Genomic DNA, 22,413 nt, shown 5'->3' with positions numbered 1-22,413 from the left:
TTCGCCTGCGCGCGTGACCACACCGCCCCCCGCGGCATCCACCTCTGCGCCTGACCACACCGCCCCCCGCGGCCACCTCCGCGCCTGACCAAGCACGCCACGCCGCCTTCGCCTCCACGCGTGACCACGCAGCGTCACGCGCCTCACGCGCGGCACGCGCGCTCACGCCCGGCACCCGCGCTCGTGCACCGACAGCCGAGCCCCGACACCCCCGCCCCCCTCCACCCCGCCCATGTCACCCTGGACCCATGCCCGAAGGTGACACCATCCACCAGGCGGCCCGGCGACTGGACTCCGCCCTCGCCGGGCACGTCCTCACGCGCTCCGACCTCCGCGTGCCCAAGCTCGCGACGGTCGACCTCACCGGGCGCACCGTCCTGGACGTCACCCCACGCGGAAAGCACCTCCTGACCCGCATCGAGGGCGGCCTCACCCTGCACTCGCACCTCCGGATGGACGGCTCCTGGCGGTTGTTCGCCCCCGGCGAGCGATGGCGCGGCGGCCCCGGGCACCAGATCCGGGCGATCCTCGGCACCGCCGAGCGCACCGCCGTCGGCTATCGCCTGCCCGTCCTCGAACTGCTCCGCACCACCGACGAGGACAAGGCCGTCGGCCACCTGGGCCCCGACCTCCTCGGCCCCGACTGGGACCCGGAGCGCGCCCTGAGCAACCTCCTGTCCGCGCCCGATCGCCCACTCGGCGAGGCACTCCTGGACCAGCGCAATCTCGCGGGCATCGGCAACGTCTTCAAGAGCGAGATCTGCTTCATCCTGGGCGTCACCCCCTGGCTCCCGATCGGCGAGCTCCCCGAGGAAAAGGCCGCCCGCCTCCCCGCCCTCTCCAAGAAGCTCCTGGAAGCCAATCGCAACCGGCCCTCCCGCACCACTACGGGCCGGGACATCAACGGCCGGCGCCTCTTCGTGTACGGGCGCGCACCCCGGCCCTGCATGCGCTGCGGCACCCCGGTCCGCGTCGGGGAACAGGGCGACGGCTCCCGTAGCCGCCCCACCTACTGGTGCCCCACCTGCCAGCCGGGCCCGACCCAGTAACCCCTCCCGGCAACCCCACGCCCTTGCCACCTAGTTGACGCACCGTCAGGTTCAGTCGTACCGTCCCGTCATGCCCGTCAAGGCGTACGACCTCACCGGACGCACCGCTTTCGTCACCGGCGCCGCGAGCGGCATCGGGCGTGCGACGGCCCTGCTCCTCGCAGAGGCGGGCGCCACCGTCCACTGCGCCGACCGTGACGAGCAGGGCCTCCACGAGACCGCCACCCGCATCAAGACGGCAGGCGGCACCGCACACATCCACCCCGTGGACGTGACCGACCGCGCACAAGTCGACCAAGCCGTCATGGCAGCGGCAACAGCGACAGCAGCGGAACCAGCCGCCTCAACGCCACCGCGCCCCACCAGCCCCCGCCTCGACATCCTCGCCGCCATCGCCGGCGTCATGCACAACAGCCCCGTCCTGGAGACGCGCGACGAGGATCTCGACCGCGTCCTGGACATCAACTTCAAGGGCGTCCTGTACGCCTGCCAGGCCGCGGCCCGCATCATGATCGAGGCGGGCTCCGGCGGCAGCATCGTCACCATGGCGTCCGGCGCCGTCGACACGGGCGGTCCCGGGCTCCTCTGCTACGGCGCGTCGAAAGCGGCCGTCGTCCAGCTCACCAAGACCCTGGCCACCGAGGTCGGCTCGCACGGCATCCGCGTCAACGCCGTCGCACCGGGCTGGATCCGTACACCCATGACGGCCCGGCACGACACGCAGGCCCAGAAGCACACCGAGGCGCTCATGGTGCGCATGTCACCGCTCGGCCGCGTCGGCGAACCGGACGACATCGCTCACGCGGTGCTGCACCTGGCGTCCGACGCCGCGTCCTTCACGACGGGCCAGATCCTCCGCCCCAACGGCGGCGTAGCCATGCCTTGGTAGCGCCGGCACACGCCTTCGTAACCCGGGGCCACCGCCGCCCTCCGTCCGACGCCCTGGCCGCCACGACGGGGGTCTGCCGCCTACCGCCATGCCTGGCCGCCGCCACCTCGTCCTCCGCCCGCGCCTTCGGCACACAGTGCACGGGCAGCACGCTCAAGCCCCACCCGCCGGCCGCGACCGCCCCCTCCAGCGCCCCCGCGTCGGGCGCGAAGGCCAGTCTCAGCACGCCCCACCACCACAGCGCGCCGAACGCAAGGACAGGCACCCATCGCACGGCCCGCCAGGTCACGGTCGTCCCGCTCACGGCTGCCACAGATGCCACCTCCCGCCCAACGCGAGGTCGACGCTAAACGCCAGGGTTCACCCCCTGGGAGGGCGTACTCGCGGCGCCGGAAGCACGTCACCGGCACACAAGCGCACGAACGGCGGACCGCCGCACGGAAGGCGCCCTCATCCGGCAGACGCCCTTCGCACAGCAGACGACCGCACGCAGCAGACGCCCTCACACAGCACGCCCCGGCCGATTGCATTCCCGGCCGGGGCGTGCCGAACGCGTCAGCTGTTCTCGGCCTGGAACATCCAGTGGTGCTTCTCCAGATCGGCCGAGATCTGGATGAAGATGTCCTGGGTGACCGGGTCAGCCTCACCGGTCGCGTCGATGCGTTCCCGCATCCGGGTGATGACCGCACCCAGCGCGTCCACGAGCGTCCCGACCGCGTCCACGTCCTTGACCCAGCCGTCGGGGACCTTGCCGATCCCGCTGCTCTGCGACACGGTCGCCGCGCGCCCGTCCGGCGAGACGCCGAGCGTCGAGGCGCGCTCCGCCACGGTGTCGGAGTGCTGCCTGGCCGTGTCGACGACGTCGTCGAGCTGCAGGTGCACGGAGCGGAAGCGCGGGCCGACCACGTTCCAGTGGATCTGCTTGGCCACCAGCGACAGGTCGACGAGGTCCACGAGTGCGCCCTGCAGGGCCTCCGAGACCGTCTTCAGATCTCCCTCGGACAGCGGACTCTTCACGGCGTACATCTGTCTCCTCCAACTCACGAGCGAATGAGGTAAATCCCCACCAACCATGGCATAAAAGCTGCAAATAGGTCGATTCGGGGCTGTCTGGCTCCTCAGGGACCACCTCGGTACAACACAGCAGCCTCTGCTCATACGACGCAGAAGCCCCTACCGGGTACCCGGCAGGGGCTTCCACACACTTCGGAGCTGCTCAGAGCAGCACCGCGTCACGCGGCGACGACGTCGACCGCCTCCGCGGGTGCCTTGATCGTGACCCGTTCCGGCGGCACTCCGGCCACGGAGACGGAATTGAGCATCGAGCGAACCGGTGCGCGCACCGGTTCGGGGACTGCTGCAGACTCAGCCAGCTCGGCGAGCGACAGTTCGTCGCTCACTTCACGCATGAGCTCGGACATCCGTACGTCAAGCGCGTCGCAGATCGCGGAAAGCAGCTCGGAGGAAGCCTCCTTCTGCCCCCGCTCCACCTCGGAGAGATAGCCGAGCGAGACTCGGGCGGACGAGGAGACTTCGCGCAGAGTACGGCCCTGGCGCTGGCGCTGCCGACGCAGCACGTCACCCAGCAGGCGACGGAGCAGAATCATCGGTGGCTCCCTCCTCGGACCGCGTAGCCGCATCCTTCACGCCCCACCGTACCGCCTTGCGCGGCGGCCGTGCGGGGAGCGATGTCGTGTTCACTCAGGGCTGCAAACATCAATTCCCCCCGTTCTGTTCCGTATCCTGTGCCCGCCCATTCTCGGCACGTTCTCCGGATAGCTGCTGGAGAAGCAGCGTGAGCACGCTCCGCACACTCTCCATACGGATTTCCGAGCGGTCACCGTTCAACCGCAGGGCGGCAACTTTCCCACGCGGTCCGCCATCGGCGTAACCGCGCATGCTTTCGACTTCGGACTCGGTATCTGACTCGGTAACCACGGTTTCCGGCCTCGAAACCGCGATATCCGGCCCCGAAATCGCCACAAACACCGTGCCGACCGGCTGTCCGTCCTGCGGGTCGGGCCCGGCGACCCCGGTGGTCGCGAGCCCCCAGTCCGCGCCGAGCACCTCGCGGACACCGTCCGCCATCTGCCGCGCGACCTCGGGATCCACCGCCCCGCGCTCGTCCAGCAGAGTGCCGTCGACCCCGAGAACATCCCGCTTCAGCTCGGTGGCGTACGCGGTGACGGAGCCGCGGAAGACCTTCGAGGCGCCGGGCACCGACGTGATCTCGGCGGCCGCCAGGCCCCCGGTCAGCGACTCGGCGACGGCGAGCGTCTCCCCGCGCGCGGCCAGCAGACGCACCAGTGCGCTCGCCGGCAGCTCACCGGCCGACAGCGCCGACTGCACCGACTGCACCGACTGCACCGACTGCTCAGCACCCGAGACCCCGGGGGACGTCACTTCGCGGCCTCCCGGGCGGACTCCGCGGTCGCCGCACGCGCCTCGGCCATGCCCTGCCTGCGCAGCACGACGGCCTGCTTCACATAGTCGAGCCCGGTCACCACGGTCAGCACCACGGCGACCGCCATCACCCAGAACCGCAGGCTGGCGAGCGGGCCGGTCAGGGCCAGAACGTACATCCCGACGGCGGTGCCCTGCGCCAGCGTCTTCATCTTTCCGCCGCGGCTGGCCGGAATGACCCCGTAACGGATCACCCAGAAGCGCAGCAGCGTGATCCCGAGCTCACGCCCGAGAATCACTCCCGTCACCCACCAGGGCAGGTCGCCGAGCCAGGACAGACAGATCAGCGCGGCACCCATGATCGCTTTGTCGGCGATGGGGTCGGCGATCTTCCCGAAGTCCGTGACCAGGTTGTACGTGCGTGCCAGGTGGCCGTCGAAGAGGTCGGTGATCATGGCGACGGCGAAGGCGGCCCAGGCGAACGAGCGCCAGGCCGGGTCGTACCCGCCGTTGCCGAGCAGCAGCATCACGAAGCCTGGCACGAGCAGCAGCCGCATCATGGTCAGCAGGTTCGCGACGTTCCACAGGCTGGCCTGATTGACCGCCGCGGCGCCCAGCTTTCCGCCGCGCACCGGCTTGGCGCTCGAAGCGCCCTGCGCGCCGGAGCCGCCCGCGGAGGCCGGGACTCCGGTCATCTGCCGGCCTCCTCGAGACACTCAGCCACCAAGTCCACGCCCTCCGTGCCGACGACCTTTGCCACGACCATACGGCCGACCTGCAGCCCGTCGTCGGCCGCGGCGCCCGTCAGGCGGATCTGGCCGTCCGTCTCGGGGGCCTGGTGCGCGGCTCTGCCGAGCGGGCCCTCCTCCTCGTCGAGGGACTCCACGAGGACCTCGACGGTCTCACCGAGCCGCTCGTCGGCGCGCTGCGAGGTGAGCTCCTCGGCGAGCCGCGCGATGTGCGCGAGCCGCGCGTCGACGACGTCCTGGTCGAGCTTCTGGTCGTACGTGGCCGCTTCGGTGCCCTCCTCGTCGGAGTACCCGAAGACGCCGATGGCGTCCAGGCGTGCGCCGGTGAGGAAGCGCTCCAGCTCCGCGAGGTCCGACTCGCTCTCGCCGGGGAAGCCCACGATGAAGTTGGAGCGCACGCCGGCCTGCGGCGCCTTGCTCCTGATGGTGTCCAGGAGCTCCAGGAAGCGGTCGGTGTCCCCGAAGCGGCGCATGGCGCGCAGCACGCCGGGCGCGGAGTGCTGGAAGGACAGGTCGAAGTAGGGGGCGACCTTCTCCGTCGACGTGAGGACGTCGATGAGGCCGGGCCGCATCTCGGCGGGCTGGAGGTAGCTGACGCGCACCCGCTCGATGCCGTCGACGGCGGCCAGCTCGGGCAGGAGCGTCTCCAGGAGCCGGATGTCGCCGAGGTCCTTGCCGTACGAGGTGTTGTTCTCGGAGACGAGCATGACCTCCTTGACGCCCTGCTCTGCGAGCCAGCGGGTCTCGCCGAGGACGTCGGAGGGGCGGCGCGAGATGAAGGAGCCGCGGAAGGAGGGGATGGCGCAGAACGAGCAGCGCCGGTCGCAGCCGGAGGCCAGCTTCACGGAGGCGACGGGGTTGCTGCCGAGGCGGCGGCGCAGCGGGGCGCGCGGCCCCGACGCGGGCGCGACGCCCTCGGGCAGGTCCTGCGGCGCCTCCGCGGGGGCGTGTCCGGGCAGGGCGACCCCGGATCCGGCGGCCTGTCGCTCGGCGGGGCTGATCGGCAGCAGCTTGCGCCGGTCTCGCGGGGTGTGGGCCTCGACACTGCCACCGCTGAGGATGGTGTTCAGGCGGTTGGAGATGTCGGAGTAGTCATCGAACCCGAGCACGCCGTCGGCCTCGGGCAGCGCGTCGGCGAGCTCCTTGCCGTACCGCTCGGCCATGCAGCCGACCGCGACGACGGCCTGGGTCTTGCCGTGGCCCTTCAGGTCATTGGCTTCAAGGAGGGCGTCGACGGAGTCCTTCTTGGCGGCTTCGACGAAGCCGCAGGTGTTGACGACGGCGACATCCGCGTCCTCGGCGTCCTCGACGAGCTGCCAGCCATCCGCCTCCAAGCGGCCTGCGAGCTCCTCCGAGTCCACCTCGTTACGGGCGCAGCCAAGAGTGACAAGGGCGACGGTGCGGCGTTCAGGCATGGTCTCAAGACTACTTCGTCCGCGCCTCGGCCCCGGCCGCGAGGGTTACCGGCCGGTCCGCCGCCGGCCGCCGGCACGTCACCCGACCGTCACCGTGCCTCGTGGAACCCGGCTGGCCGGCGCCTGGTCAGCGCCTTTCAGGGGTCCGGTCAGCCGGCTTCGGGGTCGCCCTTCGTGTAGCTGAGGCGCTCCACCGTGCCGGGCTCGAATTCGTTCTCGACCGGCTTTCCGTTCACGTACAGGTTGATCGCGCCCGCGTCGCCGAGGACGAGGTCGATCTTCTGCTTGTCCTGGAACGTCTTGTCCTGGCCCTGCTCCAGGACGCCGTCGAAGAGGGTGCGGCCGTTGTGGTCCTTGGCGGAGATCCAGCTGCGGCCGTCGGCGGCGTCGACCTTGACGGTGACCTTGTCGAGCGGGGCACCGGCGATGGCGCTGTCCGACGGGTCGGGCTTGGGGTCGGCGGGCTTGGTGGGCTTCGGCTTCTCCGCGGGCTTGGTGCTCGCGGGGGCGGAGCCCTCGGCCACCGCCTTCGAACCGTCGTCCCCGTCGTCGCCGCTGAACGCGGTGAAACCGACGAAGCCGATCACCGCGACGATCGCGGCGACCATGGCGGCGGTCCAGTTCGGCCTGCGCGGCTCGGAGCGGATGCGCTCGGCCTCGAAGAGGGGCGCCGCCGGCGTGGGCGCGGGCGGGCGGCCGCCGTGGCCCTCGTCGTACTGCGCGACCAGCGGGGCCGGATCGAGTCCGACGGCGCGCGCCAGCGTCCTGATGTGGCCGCGGGCGTACACATCGCCGCCGCACCGGGAGAAGTCGTCCTGTTCGATCGCGTGCACGATCGGGATGCGCACGCGCGTGGACGAGCTGACTTCGTCGACGGTCAGGCCGGCGGCGACCCGGGCCTGCTGCAGGACACGGCCGATCGAGGGGCGCTCGGCCGCCTGCTGTTCGCCGGTGCGGGTCTCGTCTGCCGGGACTTCGTCCGCGGCAAGGTCAGGGCCGTCCGCGACGCGGTCGGGGCGGTCGAGGCGGTCGTCCGAAGGTCGGTCGTCTTCAGGGGAGTTACCGATGGACACGGGGGCGCCTTTCGAGCGTGTAGCCACCTGCCGGAGGTTCAGTTTAGGCGGGTCTTGAAAGGGTGGGGCAACCGGACGGCCGGACTTTGTACGCCATCAGAATGGCCGGACATCCTGATGGTGGGACATCGTGCTCTTCTCTCCCTCAACTTGACGTGTGTCGAGAGGAAACGGTTGCCTGTCGATCCCTTATGGGTGAGCCTCTCCCACCCTTATGGCTGAGCCTCCCCGCGGATCACGGCGAGCACGCCGTCCAGTTCGTCAGGTTTCACAAGAACGTCACGCGCCTTGGAGCCCTCGCTGGGTCCGACGATGGAGCGGGACTCCATCAGGTCCATCAGCCGGCCGGCCTTGGCGAAGCCGACGCGCAGCTTGCGCTGGAGCATGGACGTGGACCCGAACTGGGTGGAGACCACCAGTTCAGCGGCCTGGCACAGCAGATCGAGGTCGTCGCCGATGTCCTCGTCGATCTCCTTCTTCTGCTTGGTGCCGACGGTGACGTCGTCCCGGAAGACGGGCGCCATCTGGTCCTTGCAGTGCTGTACGACCGCGTGGATCTCGTCCTCGGTGACGAACGCGCCCTGCATACGGACGGGCTTGTTCGCCCCCATCGGCAGGAACAGGCCGTCACCCTTTCCGATGAGCTTCTCCGCGCCCGGCTGGTCGAGAATGACGCGGCTGTCGGCGAGCGAGGAGGTCGCGAAGGCGAGCCGCGACGGCACGTTCGCCTTGATCAGGCCGGTCACGACATCCACCGAGGGACGCTGGGTGGCGAGCACCAGGTGGATGCCGGCCGCGCGCGCGAGCTGCGTGATGCGCACGATCGAGTCCTCGACGTCGCGCGGCGCGACCATCATCAGGTCGGCGAGCTCGTCGACGATCACCAGCAGGTACGGGTACGGCTGGAGCTCCCGCTCACTGCCCTCGGGCGTCTTGAGCTTGCCCTCGCGGACGGCCTGGTTGAAGTCGTCGATGTGCCGGTAGCCGAACGCCGCGAGGTCGTCGTAGCGCAGATCCATCTCGCGTACGACCCATTGGAGCGCCTCGGCGGCCCGCTTGGGGTTGGTGATGATCGGCGTGATCAGGTGCGGGATGCCCTCGTACGCGGTGAGCTCGACGCGCTTGGGGTCGACGAGGACCATCCGGACGTCCTCGGGCGTCGCTCTTATCATGATCGACGTGATCAGGCAGTTGATGCAGGACGACTTGCCGGATCCCGTGGCACCGGCGACCAGGATGTGCGGCATCTTCGCCATGTTCGCCATGACGTAGCCGCCCTCGACGTCCTTGCCGAGCGCGACGAGCATGGGGTGGTCGTCCTCGGCCGCGTCCGCGAGGCGCAGCACGTCGCCGACGTTGACCATCTCGCGGTCGGTGTTCGGGATCTCGATGCCGACCGCGGACTTGCCGGGGATGGGCGAGATGATCCGGACATCCGGGGAGGCGACCGCGTACGCGATGTTCTTGGCCAGCGCCGTGATCTTCTCGACCTTCACGGCCGGGCCCAGCTCGATCTCGTAGCGCGTGACCGTCGGACCGCGCGTGAAGCCGGTGACGGCCGCGTCGACCTTGAACTCGGTGAAGACGTTCGTCAGCGAGTGCACGACCGCGTCGTTCGCGGCGCTGCGGGTCTTGCCCGGGCCGCCCCGCTCCAGGAGGTCGAGCGAGGGCAGCGCGTAGGTGATGTCCCCGGCGAGCTGCAGCTGCTCGGCGCGCGCCGGCAGCTCGCGCTCGGCCTCGGGCGCGGCCTTGGTGAGGTCCGGTACGGGTCCGGATGCGCTGCCCGCCCTGTCGGCGCCGACGGCGCTCTCAGCGGGCTTCTGCGGCTTCTTCTTGAGCTTGCCGGGCACCGGCGCGTCCGTGGCGCGCGCGGTCGGTACAGGGGCCGTGGGCTCCCGCTCCTCGCGCTCCCCCGACACGCCCTGCGTCAGATCGGCGACCAGCGGCGACGGCGGCATGCCGTGCATCACCGCACCGTCCAGGGCGGCCGCCGCGGCGGCGGCCACGTCCACGGCGTCCATCGGCCGGTCCATGTCCGGCTGTACGGGGGCTCTGCGCGGCCTGCGACGGGTGGAGAGCGCCTGCTCCTCGGCCTGGTCGGGGTCGTACGCGTCGGGGGCGGGGCCGCGCCGACGCGAGGGGCGCGCGGGCAGCGCCTCGCGCCACTGCTCCTCGTAGCGCTCGTCGTCCGCGTACTCGTAGGCCTCGTAGCCCTCGGCGGCCTCGGGGGCCGGCTGGATCACGCCGAGCCTGACACCGAGCAGCCGCAGCCGCTGCGGGATGGCGTTGACGGGCGTCGCCGTGACGACGAGCAGCCCGAAGACGGTGAGGAGCACCAGGAGCGGCACCGCGAGGATCTCGCCCATGGTGAAGATCAGGGGGGTGGAGGCGCCCCAGCCGATGAGGCCGCCGGCGTCCCTTATCGCCTGCATGCCGTCGCTGCGGGCCGGTGAGCCACAGGCGACGTGGACCTGGCCGAGCACGCCGATGACGAGGGCGGACAGGCCGATCACGATGCGGCCGTTCGCCTCGGGCTTCTCCGGGTGCCGGATGAAGCGGACGGCGATGGTGCCGAGCAGCAGCGGCACGAGCAGGTCCAGACGGCCGAAGGCGCCGGTCACCAGGATCTCGACGAGGTCGCCGACCGGGCCGCGAAGGTTCGACCAGGTGCCCGCAGCGACGATCAGCGCCAGGCCGAGGAGCAGGAGCGCGAGGCCGTCCTTGCGGTGGGCGGGGTCGAGGCCCTTGGCGCCGCGCCCTATGCCGCGGAACATCGCGCCGACCCCGTGCGCCAGGCCCAGCCAGACGGCGCGGACGAGCCTGTACACGCCCCCGGTGGGGCTCGGCGCCGCTTTGGGCGCGGGCTTCGCGGCGATCTTCCTGGCCGGTGCCTTCTTCGCGGGCGCCTTCTTCACCGCGGCTTTCTTCGCGGGCGGTCTGGCAGCGGCCTTCTTCGCCGGAGCCTTTGTCGGCGCGGCCGCCTTCTTCGCGGGCGTCTTCTTGGCTGCGGGCTGACGTGAGGCCATGAGTGTGAGGTTACCGTTGCCGACCACTGTGGACACGTGTGCCCACAGCTTCACCCGTTCGTGTCGTCCCTGTAGAGGCTGAGAACTGACGGTGATTCACCGGGTGGACCCGGCACGAAACCTCGTCAGTGAGGCTCCGTGCCGCGTCAGTTCTGCGAGGGGACCGAGGGGGCACCGCTGCCGGTGCCCGGTTCCAGGGCGTCAAGAGCCCGCCGCAGACCGGTCAGTTTGCGTTCGAGATGGGCGGCGGTGGCGACCGCCGCCGCGTCCGCCGACTCGTCGTCGAGCTGTTTGGACAGCGCCTCGGCCTGTTCCTCGACCGCGGCGAGCCGCGCCGACAGCTCGGCGAGCAGACCCGCGGGCTCCTTCGCGTCCCCGGCCGCGGCCTTGCCGCCGCCCTCGAGCTGGAGACGCAGCAGCGCCGCCTGCTCCCGCAGTTGGCAGTTCTTCATGTACAGCTCGACGAACACCGACACCTTCGCGCGCAGCACCCACGGGTCGAACGGCTTGGAGATGTAGTCCACCGCGCCGGCGGCATAGCCCCGGAAGGTGTGGTGCGGCCCGTGGTTGATGGCGGTGAGGAAGATGATCGGGATGTCCCGGGTCCGCTCCCGCCGCTTGATGTGCGCCGCGGTTTCGAAACCGTCCATTCCCGGCATCTGGACGTCCAGCAGAATGACCGCGAAGTCGTCCGTGAGTAGTGCTTTGAGCGCTTCCTCCCCGGACGATGCCCGCACCAGTGTCTGATCGAGCGCAGAGAGGATGGCCTCCAGCGCCAGCAGATTCTCCGGCCGGTCATCGACCAGGAGGATCTTGGCCTTCTGCACCATGGCCCGCCCTCCTCGCCCCGGCGGTACACCGGGCGCCGCCCCAGGGGACGACTCCCTTGCGCCGCCCGTCCTTGTGCCGGTCATGGTAGCCGCACCCCGCCTGTCGCCACACCCTGTCACCGCGATGTCACTGTGCACGTAGCAGAAACGCGGTGGGAGACCAGAAGGTTCCCCGAATACCGCGGTTCTACACGACCTCGGCCACACTCTGTCAGCAACTCCGTGTGACGACGCCGGTTCTCGGTCACTGAGCGCGCATCCACTGCTCCATCACCGACAACAGATGATCCGGGTCGACCGGCTTCGTGACGTAATCGGAAGCTCCGGAGTCGATCGCCTTCTCCCGGTCGCCCTTCATCGCCTTCGCGGTGAGCGCGATGATCGGGAGTCCGGCGAACTGCGGCATCCTGCGGATCGCCGTCGTCGTCGCGTACCCGTCCATCTCCGGCATCATGATGTCCATCAGGACGACCGTCACGTCGTCGTGCTGTTCCAGCACCTCGATGCCCTCACGGCCGTTCTCCGCGTACAGCACCGCAAGGCCGTGCTGCTCCAGGACGCTGGTGAGCGCGAAGACATTGCGGATGTCGTCGTCGACGATCAGGACCTTCTCGCCGCCGAACTGGAAACCGGTGCGCGGCGCGACAGGCGTCTCCTGGCCCGCGTTGGGCCACGGCTCCTGCGTCCGCTGCGGCTCCGGGGCGCCGGCGGCCGGCTGCCCCGGCAGCGACGAGGGCTCCTGGACGGGCGCGGCACGGCGCCTCCTCCGGAACAGCGCGGCAGGGCTCGTGGGCTCCTCGCGGTGCGCCGGGGGTGCCGCCTGCCGCTCCGTCTCCTCGGCCGCGGGGGCCTCCTCCAGGGCGGGCAGTTCGCGCGTCTGCGGCGCGGGCGCCAGCTGGGCGTAACCCTGGGGCGGCAGTTCGCTCGGGTGCAGCGGCAAATAGAGCGTGAAGGTGGAGCCGCGGCCCGGCTCGCTCTGCGCGTGGATCTCGCCGCCGAGCAGCCGTGCGATCTCCCGGCTGATGGAGAGCCCGAGGCCGGTGCCGCCGTACTTCCTGCTGGTCGTGCCGTCGGCCTGCTTGAACGCCTCGAAGATGACCCGCATCTTGCTCGCCGCGATGCCGATGCCGGTGTCCGTCACCGAGAAGGCGATCAGATCGGAGTCGGCGTCGCGCAGCGAGCCGGCCTCCAGGAGCTGCTCGCGGATCGCGTTGGGCACGTCGTTGCTGGCGTGCCGGATCACCAGCTCGACCGCTCCGGAGTCGGTGAACTTCACCGCGTTGGACAGGAGGTTGCGCAGCACCTGCAGCAGGCGCTGTTCGTCCGTGTGCAGCGTCGCGGGCAGCTCCGGAGACACCCGTACGGAGAAGTCGAGACCCTTCTCGGCGGTCAGCGGGCGGAAAGTGGCCTCTACGTAGTCGACGAGTTGGACGAGTGCGATGCGCGTCGGGGAGACGTCCATCTTGCCCGCCTCGACCTTCGACAGGTCGAGGATGTCGTTGATCAGCTGCAGCAGGTCCGAGCCCGCCCCGTGGATCGTCTCGGCGAACTCGACCTGCTTCGGGGTGAGGTTCGCGTCGGCGTTGTCCGCGAGCAACTTGGCCAGGATCAACAGGGAGTTGAGCGGTGTACGCAGCTCGTGCGACATGTTCGCGAGGAACTCGGACTTGTAGCGCATCGAGACCGCGAGCTGTTCGGCCCGCTCCTCCAGGACCTGCCTGGCCTCTTCGATCTCGGTGTTCTTGACCTCGATGTCACGGTTCTGCTGGGCGAGCAGCTCCGCCTTCTCCTCCAGCTCCGCGTTCGAGTCCTGGAGCGCCTTCTGCCGGTTCTCCAACTCCGCGGAACGCTCACGCAGTTGCTCGGTCAGCTTCTGCGACTGCTTGAGCAGCACCTCGGTCTTCGTGTTGACGCTGATCGTGTTGACGCTCGTCGCGATCATCTCGGCGATCTGGCTGAGGAAGTCCTTCTGGATCTGTGTGAAGGGCTGGAAGGCCGCCAGCTCGATCACGCCGAGGACGGTCCCTTCGAAGAGCACCGGCAACACGATGACCTGCGCGGGCGGCGCCTCGCCGAGGCCGGACGCGATCCGCAGATAGCCGGAGGGCGCGTTCTCCACGAGGATGGTGCGCCGCTCCTTGGCGGCCGTCCCGATGAGGGTCTCGCCGGGCCGGAAGGACGTCGGCATGGACCCCATGGAGTAGCCGTAGCTGCCGAGCATGCGCAGTTCGTACGCGTCCTCCTGGTCGCCCCCGAGGTCCTGGGCGTCGTCCGTCGGCATCGCGAGGAAGAACGCGCCGTGCTGCGCGGAGACGACGGGCGTCAGCTCGCTCATGATCAGCGAGGCGACGTCCTCCAGGTCCCGGCGGCCCTGCATCAGGCCGGAGATCCGCGCGAGGTTGCCCTTGAGCCAGTCCTGCTCCTTGTTGGCCAGGGTCGTGTCGCGGAGGTTCGCGATCATCGTGTTGATGTTGTCCTGGAGGGCCTGGATCTCACCCGCCGCGTCGACCTCGATCTTCAGATTGAGGTCGCCGCGCGTCACCGCGGTGGCAACCTTCGCGATGGCGCGCACCTGACGGGTCAGGTTCCCGGCCATCTCGTTCACGGACTCGGTGAGGTCGCGCCACGTCCCGTCGACGTCACGCACGCGCGCCTGACCGCCCAGCTGGCCCTCCGTGCCCACCTCGCGGGCCACCCGGGTCACCTGCTCGGCGAAGGACGACAGCTGGTCGACCATCGTGTTGATGGTGGTCTTGAGCTCCAGGATCTCGCCCCGGGCGTCGATGTCGATCTTCTTGGTCAGGTCGCCCTTGGCGATCGCGGTGGTGACCATCGCGATGTTGCGGACCTGACCGGTCAGGTTGGACGCCATCGAGTTCACGGACTCGGTGAGGTCCTTCCACGTACCGGAGACGCCCGGCACGCGCGCCTGGCCGCCGAGGATGCCGTCCGTGCCCACCTCACGGGCCACGCGCGTGACCTCGTCGGCGAACGAACTCAGCGTCGTCACCATGGTGTTCACCGTGTCGGCGAGCTGCGCGACCTCGCCGCGCGCCTCGACCGTGACCTTCTTGGTGAGGTCGCCGTTGGCGACGGCCGCCGAGACCTGGGAGATGTTCCGCACCTGGCTGGTCAGGTTGTTGGCCATCAGGTTGACGTTGTCGCTCAGGTCCTTCCAGATGCCCGTGACGCCCGGCACGCGCGCCTGGCCGCCCAACTGGCCCTCCGTGCCCACCTCGCGGGCCACCCGCGTGACCTGCTCGGCGAACGACGACAGCTGGTCGACCATGGTGTTGACGGTCGTGACGAGTTCGAGGATCTCGCCCTTCGCGTCGACGGTGATCTTCTTGGAGAGATCGCCCATGGCGACGGCCGTCGTGACCTCGGCGATGTTCCGCACCTGCAAGGTGAGGTTGTTCGCCATGCCGTTCACGGACTGCGTGAGGTCCTTCCAGGTGCCGGAGACGCCCTGGACCTCGGCCTGGCCGCCCAGGATGCCGTCGGTGCCCACCTCGCGGGAGACCCGCGTGACCTGCTCCGCGAAGGCGGACAGCTGGTCCACCATCGTGTTCAGGGTGTTCTTCAGCTCCAGGATCTCGCCGCGAGCGTCCACGTCGATCTTCTGCGACAGGTCACCGCGGGCCACCGCCGTCGCGACCTGCGCGATGTTGCGCACCTGCGCGGTGAGGTTCCCGGCCATGCCGTTCACGGAGTCCGTCAGATCGCGCCACACACCGGCCACGCCGGGCACCTGCGCCTGACCGCCGAGACGCCCCTCGGTGCCCACCTCGCGGGCCACCCGGGTCACCTGATCCGCGAAGGCGGACAGCTGGTCGACCATCGTGTTGATGGTGTTCTTCAGCTCCAGGATCTCGCCACGCGCGTCGACCTCGATCTTCTGCGACAGATCACCGCGCGCCACGGCCGTCGTCACCTGCGCGATCTGGCGCACCTGCGACGTCAGGTTCCCCGCCATGAAGTTGACGGAGTCCGTGAGGTCCTTCCACGTACCGCTCACGCCGTCCACTCGGGCCTGACCGCCGAGGCGGCCCTCGGTGCCCACGTCGCGCGCCATCCGCGTGACCTGGTCGGCGAAGGACGACAGCTGGTCCACCATCGTGTTCACGGTGTTCTTCAGCTGGAGCATCTCTCCGGAGACGTCCACCGTGACCTTCTGCGACAGGTCGCCGTTCGCGACCGCCGTCGTCACCTGGGCGATGTTCCTGACCTGACCGGTGAGGTTGCGGAAGGCGGTGTTCACCGAGTCGGTGAGGTCCTTCCACGTACCGGCCGCGCCCTGCACCTGCGCCTGACCGCCGAGCTCACCCTCGACACCGATCTCCCGCGCCACCCGCGTCACTTCGGAACCGAAGGCCGAGAGCTGGTCGACCATCGTGTTCACGGTGTTCTTCAGCTCGAGCATCTCGCCCGCGACATCGACGGTGACCTTCTGCGACAGATCGCCGTTCGCCACCGCCGTCGTCACCGTCGCGATGTCCCGCACCTGCGTGGTGAGGTTGCGGAAGACCGTGTTGACCGAGTCGGTCAGATCCTTCCAAGTCCCCGCCGCGCCCGGCACATTGGCCTGACCACCGAGCTGCCCCTCGGCCCCGACCTCGTTCGCCACCCGGGTGATCTCGTCCGCGAACGTACGCAGCGTCTCGGTCATCTGGTTGATCGTCTCGGCGAGCTGGGCGACCTCGCCGCGCGCGCTCACCGTCACCTTCCGGGACAGGTCACCGCTCGCGACCGCCGTGGTCACCTCGGCGATCCCGCGCACCTGGGCGGTGAGGTTGCCGGCCATCAGGTTCACCGAGTCGGTGAGGTCCTTCCACACACCCGCCACACCCGGCACCTGCGCCTGGCCGCCGAGCTCGCCCTCCGTACCGACCTCCCGGGCGACGCGCGTCACCTCGGAGGAGAACGACGAGAGCTGGTCCACCATCGTGTTGACGGTGTTCTTCAACTCCAACATCTCGCCCGCGACATGGACGGTGACCTTCCGTGACAGGTCGCCCTTCGCCACCGCCGTCGTCACCAGCGCGATGTCCCGCACCTGAGCGGTCAGCCGGTACGCCATGGTGTTCACGGAGTCCGTGAGGTCCTTCCACGACCCGGACATCCCGCGCACCCTGGCCTGCCCGCCGAGCTTGCCCTCGGTGCCGACCTCGCTGGCCACCCGCGTGACCTCGTCCGTGAACGTGGAGAGCTGGTCGACGAGGTTGTTCACCGTCCGCCCGACCTTCAGGAACTCCCCGCGCAGCGGATGACCGTTTCCGTCGGCTCCCTGCGCCCGCAGCTCCATCCGCTGCTCCAGGTCGCCCTCCGCTACCGCGGAGAGGACCCGGCCGACCTCGGAGACCGGTCGTACGAGATCGTCGACGAGCGCGTTCGACGCGTCGATCGCGGCGGCCCAGGAGCCCTCGCTCGCTCCGGTCTCGAGCCGTTCCGTGAGTTTTCCCTCACGTCCGACCGTGCGCCGCACCCTCGAAAGCTCGCCCGTCAGGTGCAGATTCCGGTCGGCCACCTCGTTGAAGACGGCCGCGATCTCCGACATGACGTCGTCGCCGGAGACCGTGAGCCGCTTGCGGAAGTTGCCGTCCCGCATCGCGACCAGGGCCGCGAGCAGCCTGTTCAGAGCCGCAGCGTCCACCGAAGCCGTCGTCCCATTGCGCGGTTTGCGCTGTTTGTTCAGGGACTGTCCGTCTTTCGCGCGCGTGTTAGTGCCCCGCGTCGCTGCGCCAGACTCCACTGTGTCCCTCCCGCAAGGGTCGACCGGTACTGCTCGGGTTGTTCTGACCTGTCCCATGAAGCTTGCCCAGTGTTTCACCATGGCCGAACCAGGCCATAACAGTTCGGCAGCTTCGCACACCGTCCGCACACCCTCCGGGCGGAAACACTGACGACCGGCATCAGCATGGACGGCGAAGGTAAGTAACCTTGCATCCGGCTGTCCAACCACCCCGGTCCTGCCCGGCCAGGGCGGTGGTACACGAAACAAGCGGGCATCGGAGGGGCGGCCGCACCATGGGTTCGGGAGAACTGGGCGTCGAGACAGTGGCCACTGTCGACGCCGTCGATACTCGTACGAGGAGTGCTGTGATCACCGCGCGTGCGGCTGCCACCTTCGAACCCGTCGGGCGTTCCGTCGCGACGGCCCGCTCCTTCGTGCGCGACACCCTCCAGGGCTGGGGGTTCTCCGACATCGTCGACGACGCAGTCGTCCTCACCAGCGAGCTGGTCACCAACGCCGTGGTGCACGCCGGCACCGCCGCCGACGTCGAGTGTCTGCGCAGCGAGGACGCCGTCCGCATCGAGGTGTCCGACCGCTATCCGGAGCGCGAGATCCCGCTCCAGCAGTCCTCCGTCAACATGGGCAGCCCGGACCGCGAGGGCGGCCGCGGCCTCCAGCTCTGCGCCGCGCTCGCCACCCGCTGGGGCGTCGACTACAGCCCCACCCACAAGCAGGTCTGGTTCCAGCTCGACCTGCCCCACCGCCCCGTGGGCACCCGCACCGCAGGGCCCTCGCTCCCGGCGGACCTGCTGCCCATCGCCGACGGCAGGGTCCGCGTCGCCGTCATCCAGATCGACCGCCTCGGCGCGATCTCCGCCTGGAACGAAGACGCGGGGGAACTCTTCGGGTACGCGGCCGAGCAGGTCATGGGCAAGCCGCTCATGGACCTCGCGGCCTGGCCGCACACCCCGGGCACCAGCACGGGCATCGCCGAGGCGCTGCGGCTCTCCCGCTGGGAGGGCAGCTACGGCGTCCGCGGCGCCCACGGCCGCGTCATCCCCGTCTACGCCTCCCATCTGCGCGTCCGCGACACCGACGGCGAACCGTCCACGGTCTGCCTCCTCGTGCGCGACGACGAGCGCGCCGTGCTCCAGACCCCGCTGCGCGGCGCCGCCCCGGAGCCGGGCGCCCGCAGCGAGTCGCACACCGCGGACCCCTTCGAGGTCTTCATCGGCTCCCCCGCCCCCGACGACCTCGACGGACTGCTCCAGCGCACCGTGGAGCGCGCCCGCGACATGCTCGACGGCGACGCGGCCTTCCTGCTCCTCGCCACCGACGACGAGACGGAGCTGGAGGTCCGCGCCTCCACGGGCCTGCCGTCGGCCCGCCAGCGCTTCGCCCGCGTCCAGGTCGAGTCGGCCCCCGGACGGTACGGCTCCGCCCGTATGCCGGCCGTCCACGAGGACCTGACGGTGGTGCCGGGCGCGGTCCCGCTGCTCGAAGGCACGGGCATGCGCTCCGTCGTCACCGTCCCGCTGAAGGTGGAGGGCCGCCTCACCGGTTCGCTGGGCGTCGCCGCCGAGGCCTCCGGCCGGTACTCGAACGAAGAGGCCCTGCGCCTCCAGTTCGCCGCCGACCGCATCGCGCTGGCCGTGGAGTCCGCGCGCCTCGGCGAACTGGAGCGGCTCCGCCGCGGCTCGCTCTCCTTCCTCGTCGAGGCCTCCGACCTCCTCGCGGGCACCCTCGACCGCGACCAGACCCTGGCCCTCATGGCCCAGATGACGGTCCCGACGCTCGCCACCTGGTGCGCCGTCTACACCATCGCGGACCAGTCGGCGGAGCCCTATCTGTCGTACGTCCTGCACGAGGACGAGGAGCGCATCGACGGCCTCAAGGCCCTGCTCTCCAAGATCTCCCCACCGGACCCGGTGCCGACCCCGGGCGCCCGTATCTGGGCGGCCCCCTCCGAGGCCGCACACCAGGCGGCGCTGCGCACCTCGATGCGCAGCGTGGGCCTGGGCGAGCCGATGACCCTGGGCTCGGGCATCGGCACGTCGCTCTCCACCGCGTCGGCGGTGGGCGGCGAGACCGTGGTCCTTCCGCTGGTCGCCCGCAACCGCGTCATCGGCATGCTCACGCTCGGTAAGCCCGCCGACGAACACTTCCGTCAAGAGATCCTCGAATTGGCCGAAGATCTCTCCCGCCGGGCGGCCCTCGCCCTCGACAACGCCCGTCTCTACTCCGAGCGCATGGCCATCAGCCAGTCCCTCCAGCGCAGCCTGCTGCCGCCGGGGCTCCCGCAGGTCCCGGGCGTCGAGGTCGAGGTCATCTACCGCGCGGCCGGCGAGGGCAACGAAGTCGGCGGTGACTTCTACGACCTCTTCCCCATCCGCGACGGCGCGTACGGCTTCGCGATCGGCGACGTCTGCGGCACGGGTCCGGAGGCCGCGGCCGTCACGGGGCTCGCCCGGCACGCCCTGCGCCTGCTCGCCCGCGAGGGCTTCGGCGGGCCCGCGGTCCTGGAGCGCCTCAACGCCGCGATCCTCGACGAGGGCTCCCGGAGCCGCTTCCTCACGCTCCTCTACGGCGAGTTGTGGCCCCAGGAGGACGGCTCGGCGGTCCTGAAGATCGTCTGCGCCGGCCATCCCCTGCCGCTGCGCCTCCGCCAGGACGGCACCGTCGAGCCGTACGCCGAACCGCAGCCGCTGCTCGGCGTCATGGAGGACCTCGAACTGTACGAGCAGACGATGACGCTGGACCCGGGCGACGTCCTGCTCTGTGTGACGGACGGCGTCACCGAGCGCCGCGAGGGCACCCGCATGCTCGGCGACGACGGCCTGGCGGACGTCCTCACGACCTGCACGGGTCTGACGGCGGGCGCGGTCGCGGCGCGCATCATGCGCGCGGTGGAGCGCTTCGCGACGGACGCGCCCTCGGACGACATGGCGATCCTCGCGATGCGGGTCCCCGGCCTCCAGAAGGACTGAGCGCGCCGGGGCACCTCGGGGCCCCGGACATGAAGAAGGCCCCCGCCCAACTGGGCGGGGGCCTTTCTTACTTGAGCCCCCAAGCGGAATCGAACCGCTGACCTTCTCCTTACCATGGAGACGCTCTACCGACTGAGCTATAGGGGCCTGCTGCGCTTCGGGGTTTTCCCCGCGGCAACGGAATAGATCATACCTGAAATCGAAGCTGTCTCGAACCGCCCCTTCCTCTGGACCGCCCTTCCCGGCGCTGCCACTCTGCGCGCATGCCGACCCGAACCGGTACACCTTTGCGGCACGCCTTGCCCATGGCTCTTGCCGCCCTGCTCCTGCCACTCGCGGCCTGCGGCTCCGACGACGACAACGCCTCGGACCGGAAGGCCGCCAAGAAGCCGACCACCGCGGAAACCCCGCGTCCCGGCACCCAGAAGGTGACGATCTCCTGGAAGGGCGAGAAGCGCGTCTATACGGTCCACGCGCCGCCCGGCTTCCAGCACACGCAGAAGCTCCCGCTCGTCATCGCCATGCACCCGTACCCGGGCGACGGCAGAGCCGCGGCCGCCATCAGCGGCCTGAACACCAAAGCGGACAAGGAGAACTTCCTCGTCGCCTATCCCGACGGGCTCAACAAGGGCTTCAACGCCTTGATCTGCTGCGGCTCCGAGGACGACGTGGGTTTCATTCGTACGATGACGAAGCGGCTGACCGGCGCGTGGAACGCCGATCCGGACCGCGTCTACGCCACCGGCATCTCCAACGGCGGCGACATGTCGTACAAGCTCGCCGTCGAACTCCCCGACACCTTCGCGGCCATCGCCCCGGTCAGCGGCGGATATCTCGGCACCGACGCGGCGGACGCCTCGTACATGCCGAAGACGCCGGTATCGGTGCTCACGTTCCTGGGCGGCCTCGACAAGCACTACGCGGCGATGGACGAGGGCATCAAGACGTGGCAGCAACACCTGTCCTGCAAGCCGGGCCGACCGGACAAACTGAAGAACAAAATCAAGAAGACGACAGCCGAGTGCCGTGACGGTTCGGACGTCGTCGTCTACCGGCTGCCCGAGATGGGCCATTCCTGGCCGAACGGCGCGGGCGGCGGCATGTCAGACCCGACGGCGGGCGTCAATGCGACGGACCTCATGTGGGAATTCTTCAAGTCCCACAGCAAGGCAGCCTCTTAAAGGCGGGCTCCTAGCGGTTCAGAAGGCCGGCTGCAGAAGCCCGCCGAGCGCGTTGCACGCGGATACGACGCGCTGGAGCTCGCGGCGCGTCATCGACGCACCGGCCGGCAGCGCCAGCGTCTCGTCGGCGGCCCGCTCGGTCTCCGGCAGCTGTACGTCCCGCCAGAACCGCGGCGTGCGGTGCACAGGCGTCTTCACCGGCACCCGGCAGTCGACGCCCTTGGCCCGGACGGCACGCGCGAAAGCGTCCCGGTCGGGCCGCCCGTTCCCCGGCACGCGCACGACGTACTCCTGGAAGCTGTGCCCTTCGCCTTCGTCGGGCGTCACGACTCCGCTGAGCCGCCCGCTGAGGTACGCGGCATGCGCACGCCGCGCCTCCAGCCCGTCGTACGGAGACTCCGTCTCGCCCTGCTCCAGGACGAGAAGCCCCTGCCGCTGCCCCAGCTCCCGCAGCCGCCGCACGTCGGCCCGGTGACCGAAGCGGTGCACGACCACGACGGCGGCCGTACGCGGCGTCACCACGGCGGCGACGGCATCGGGGTCGAGGCAGTACGTGGCCGGCTCTATGTCAGCGAAGACGGGCATGGCTCCGGCGAGGACCACGTCCTCGGCGACTTCGGCGTTCCCGTAGGCCGGCACGATGACCTCGTCACCGGTACCGACACCCGCGGCGCGCAACATTCCAACTGTCCCCATGCCTACGGAGGTTGGCTGCGCAACGTGAACAGCAAGTAACGCAAAACAAAAAAGAGCTGGTCCCTGAACCGAAGTTCAGGGACCAGCTCTATCAAGATGAGTTCGGCGGCGTCCTACTCTCCCACAGGGTCCCCCCTGCAGTACCATCGGCGCTATGAGGCTTAGCTTCCGGGTTCGGAATGTAACCGGGCGTTTCCCTCATGCTATGACCACCGAAACACTATGAAACTGTCAACCGCACCGTAGTCGTGGCCCGACATACGGGGTTGTTCGTGGTTTCAGAACCAACACAGTGGACGCGAGCAACTGAGGACAAGCCCTCGGCCTATTAGTACCAGTCACCTCCACCCGTTACCGGGCTTCCAGATCTGGCCTATCAAC

Annotated in this window: 15 protein-coding genes, 1 tRNA gene and 1 rRNA gene; 4 read left to right on the top strand and 13 right to left on the bottom strand. The window is 69.7% G+C overall.

The window, feature by feature from the left end:
- The first annotated feature begins 248 nt into the window (after positions 1 to 248).
- Positions 249 to 1,049, top strand: a complete 801-nt coding sequence (locus ACZ56E_RS14160) for an Fpg/Nei family DNA glycosylase (protein ID WP_471214126.1) — start codon at positions 249 to 251, stop codon at positions 1,047 to 1,049.
- 70 nt (positions 1,050 to 1,119) lie between these two features.
- On the top strand, positions 1,120 to 1,938 hold the full coding sequence (locus tag ACZ56E_RS14155; RefSeq protein WP_471214124.1) for an SDR family NAD(P)-dependent oxidoreductase: 819 nt from the start codon (positions 1,120 to 1,122) through the stop codon (positions 1,936 to 1,938).
- Here the strand turns inward: ACZ56E_RS14155 and ACZ56E_RS14150 are convergent.
- The 10 genes from ACZ56E_RS14150 to ACZ56E_RS14105 form a co-directional block, all read right to left on the bottom strand.
- Positions 1,886 to 2,227 carry a hypothetical protein gene (locus ACZ56E_RS14150; protein WP_471214796.1) on the bottom strand — a complete coding sequence of 114 codons (342 nt, stop codon included), beginning with the start codon at positions 2,225 to 2,227 and terminating at the stop codon, positions 1,886 to 1,888. The genes ACZ56E_RS14155 and ACZ56E_RS14150 overlap by 53 nt on opposite strands.
- Before the next feature lie 266 nt (positions 2,228 to 2,493).
- The gene (locus ACZ56E_RS14145) at positions 2,494 to 2,964 is read right to left on the bottom strand and encodes a Dps family protein (RefSeq protein WP_471214122.1); all 471 of its coding nucleotides are present in this window, start codon (positions 2,962 to 2,964) and stop codon (positions 2,494 to 2,496) included.
- A gap of 206 nt (positions 2,965 to 3,170) precedes the next feature.
- A complete protein-coding gene (locus tag ACZ56E_RS14140; protein WP_055564110.1) occupies positions 3,171 to 3,545 on the bottom strand; it encodes a helix-turn-helix domain-containing protein in 375 nt (124 codons plus the stop codon).
- 109 nt (positions 3,546 to 3,654) lie between these two features.
- A complete protein-coding gene (locus ACZ56E_RS14135) occupies positions 3,655 to 4,296 on the bottom strand; it encodes a CinA family protein (RefSeq protein WP_471214794.1) in 642 nt (213 codons plus the stop codon).
- A 41-nt stretch (positions 4,297 to 4,337) separates the two neighbouring features.
- On the bottom strand, positions 4,338 to 5,036 hold the full coding sequence (gene pgsA / locus ACZ56E_RS14130) for a CDP-diacylglycerol--glycerol-3-phosphate 3-phosphatidyltransferase (RefSeq protein WP_471214121.1): 699 nt from the start codon (positions 5,034 to 5,036) through the stop codon (positions 4,338 to 4,340).
- Positions 5,033 to 6,505: a 30S ribosomal protein S12 methylthiotransferase RimO gene (gene rimO / locus ACZ56E_RS14125; protein ID WP_471214120.1), complete on the bottom strand. Its 1,473-nt coding sequence runs from the start codon at positions 6,503 to 6,505 to the stop codon at positions 5,033 to 5,035. The genes pgsA and rimO overlap by 4 nt, the downstream gene beginning before the upstream one ends.
- Before the next feature lie 149 nt (positions 6,506 to 6,654).
- Positions 6,655 to 7,578, bottom strand: a complete 924-nt coding sequence (locus ACZ56E_RS14120) for a helix-turn-helix domain-containing protein (RefSeq protein WP_471214118.1) — start codon at positions 7,576 to 7,578, stop codon at positions 6,655 to 6,657.
- 212 nt (positions 7,579 to 7,790) lie between these two features.
- A complete protein-coding gene (locus ACZ56E_RS14115) occupies positions 7,791 to 10,604 on the bottom strand; it encodes a DNA translocase FtsK (RefSeq protein ID WP_471214116.1) in 2,814 nt (937 codons plus the stop codon).
- A gap of 146 nt (positions 10,605 to 10,750) precedes the next feature.
- Positions 10,751 to 11,434: a response regulator gene (locus ACZ56E_RS14110; protein ID WP_069886868.1), complete on the bottom strand. Its 684-nt coding sequence runs from the start codon at positions 11,432 to 11,434 to the stop codon at positions 10,751 to 10,753.
- 244 nt (positions 11,435 to 11,678) lie between these two features.
- Entirely contained in the window at positions 11,679 to 17,087 is a 5,409-nt protein-coding gene (locus tag ACZ56E_RS14105) for a HAMP domain-containing protein (protein WP_471214115.1), read from the bottom strand.
- Between the two features lie 446 nt (positions 17,088 to 17,533).
- On the opposite strand from ACZ56E_RS14105, the gene ACZ56E_RS14100 reads away from it, so the two are divergent.
- A complete protein-coding gene (locus ACZ56E_RS14100) occupies positions 17,534 to 20,155 on the top strand; it encodes a SpoIIE family protein phosphatase (RefSeq protein ID WP_471214792.1) in 2,622 nt (873 codons plus the stop codon).
- Positions 20,156 to 20,229: 74 nt separating this feature from the next.
- On the opposite strand, the gene ACZ56E_RS14095 is transcribed toward ACZ56E_RS14100, so the two are convergent.
- A tRNA-Thr gene (locus tag ACZ56E_RS14095) sits at positions 20,230 to 20,302 on the bottom strand.
- A gap of 158 nt (positions 20,303 to 20,460) precedes the next feature.
- Here ACZ56E_RS14095 and ACZ56E_RS14090 point away from each other — a divergent pair.
- Positions 20,461 to 21,336 (top strand): CE1 family esterase, encoded by an 876-nt coding sequence (locus ACZ56E_RS14090; RefSeq protein WP_471214114.1) that lies wholly within the window; start codon positions 20,461 to 20,463, stop codon positions 21,334 to 21,336.
- A gap of 18 nt (positions 21,337 to 21,354) precedes the next feature.
- Here ACZ56E_RS14090 and ACZ56E_RS14085 read toward each other — a convergent pair whose 3' ends face one another.
- Together ACZ56E_RS14085 and rrf are read right to left on the bottom strand one after the other, a co-directional pair.
- A complete protein-coding gene (locus tag ACZ56E_RS14085; protein ID WP_468603057.1) occupies positions 21,355 to 22,017 on the bottom strand; it encodes a DegT/DnrJ/EryC1/StrS family aminotransferase in 663 nt (220 codons plus the stop codon).
- A gap of 115 nt (positions 22,018 to 22,132) precedes the next feature.
- Positions 22,133 to 22,249 (bottom strand): 5S ribosomal RNA (gene rrf / locus ACZ56E_RS14080).
- Between the last annotated feature and the right edge of the window lie 164 nt (positions 22,250 to 22,413).

The sequence above is a fragment of the Streptomyces sp. NPDC039480 genome (assembly GCF_055597165.1).
The sequence above is the reverse complement of the archived record's forward strand: the minus strand, read 5'-3'. Positions and strand labels throughout refer to the sequence as shown.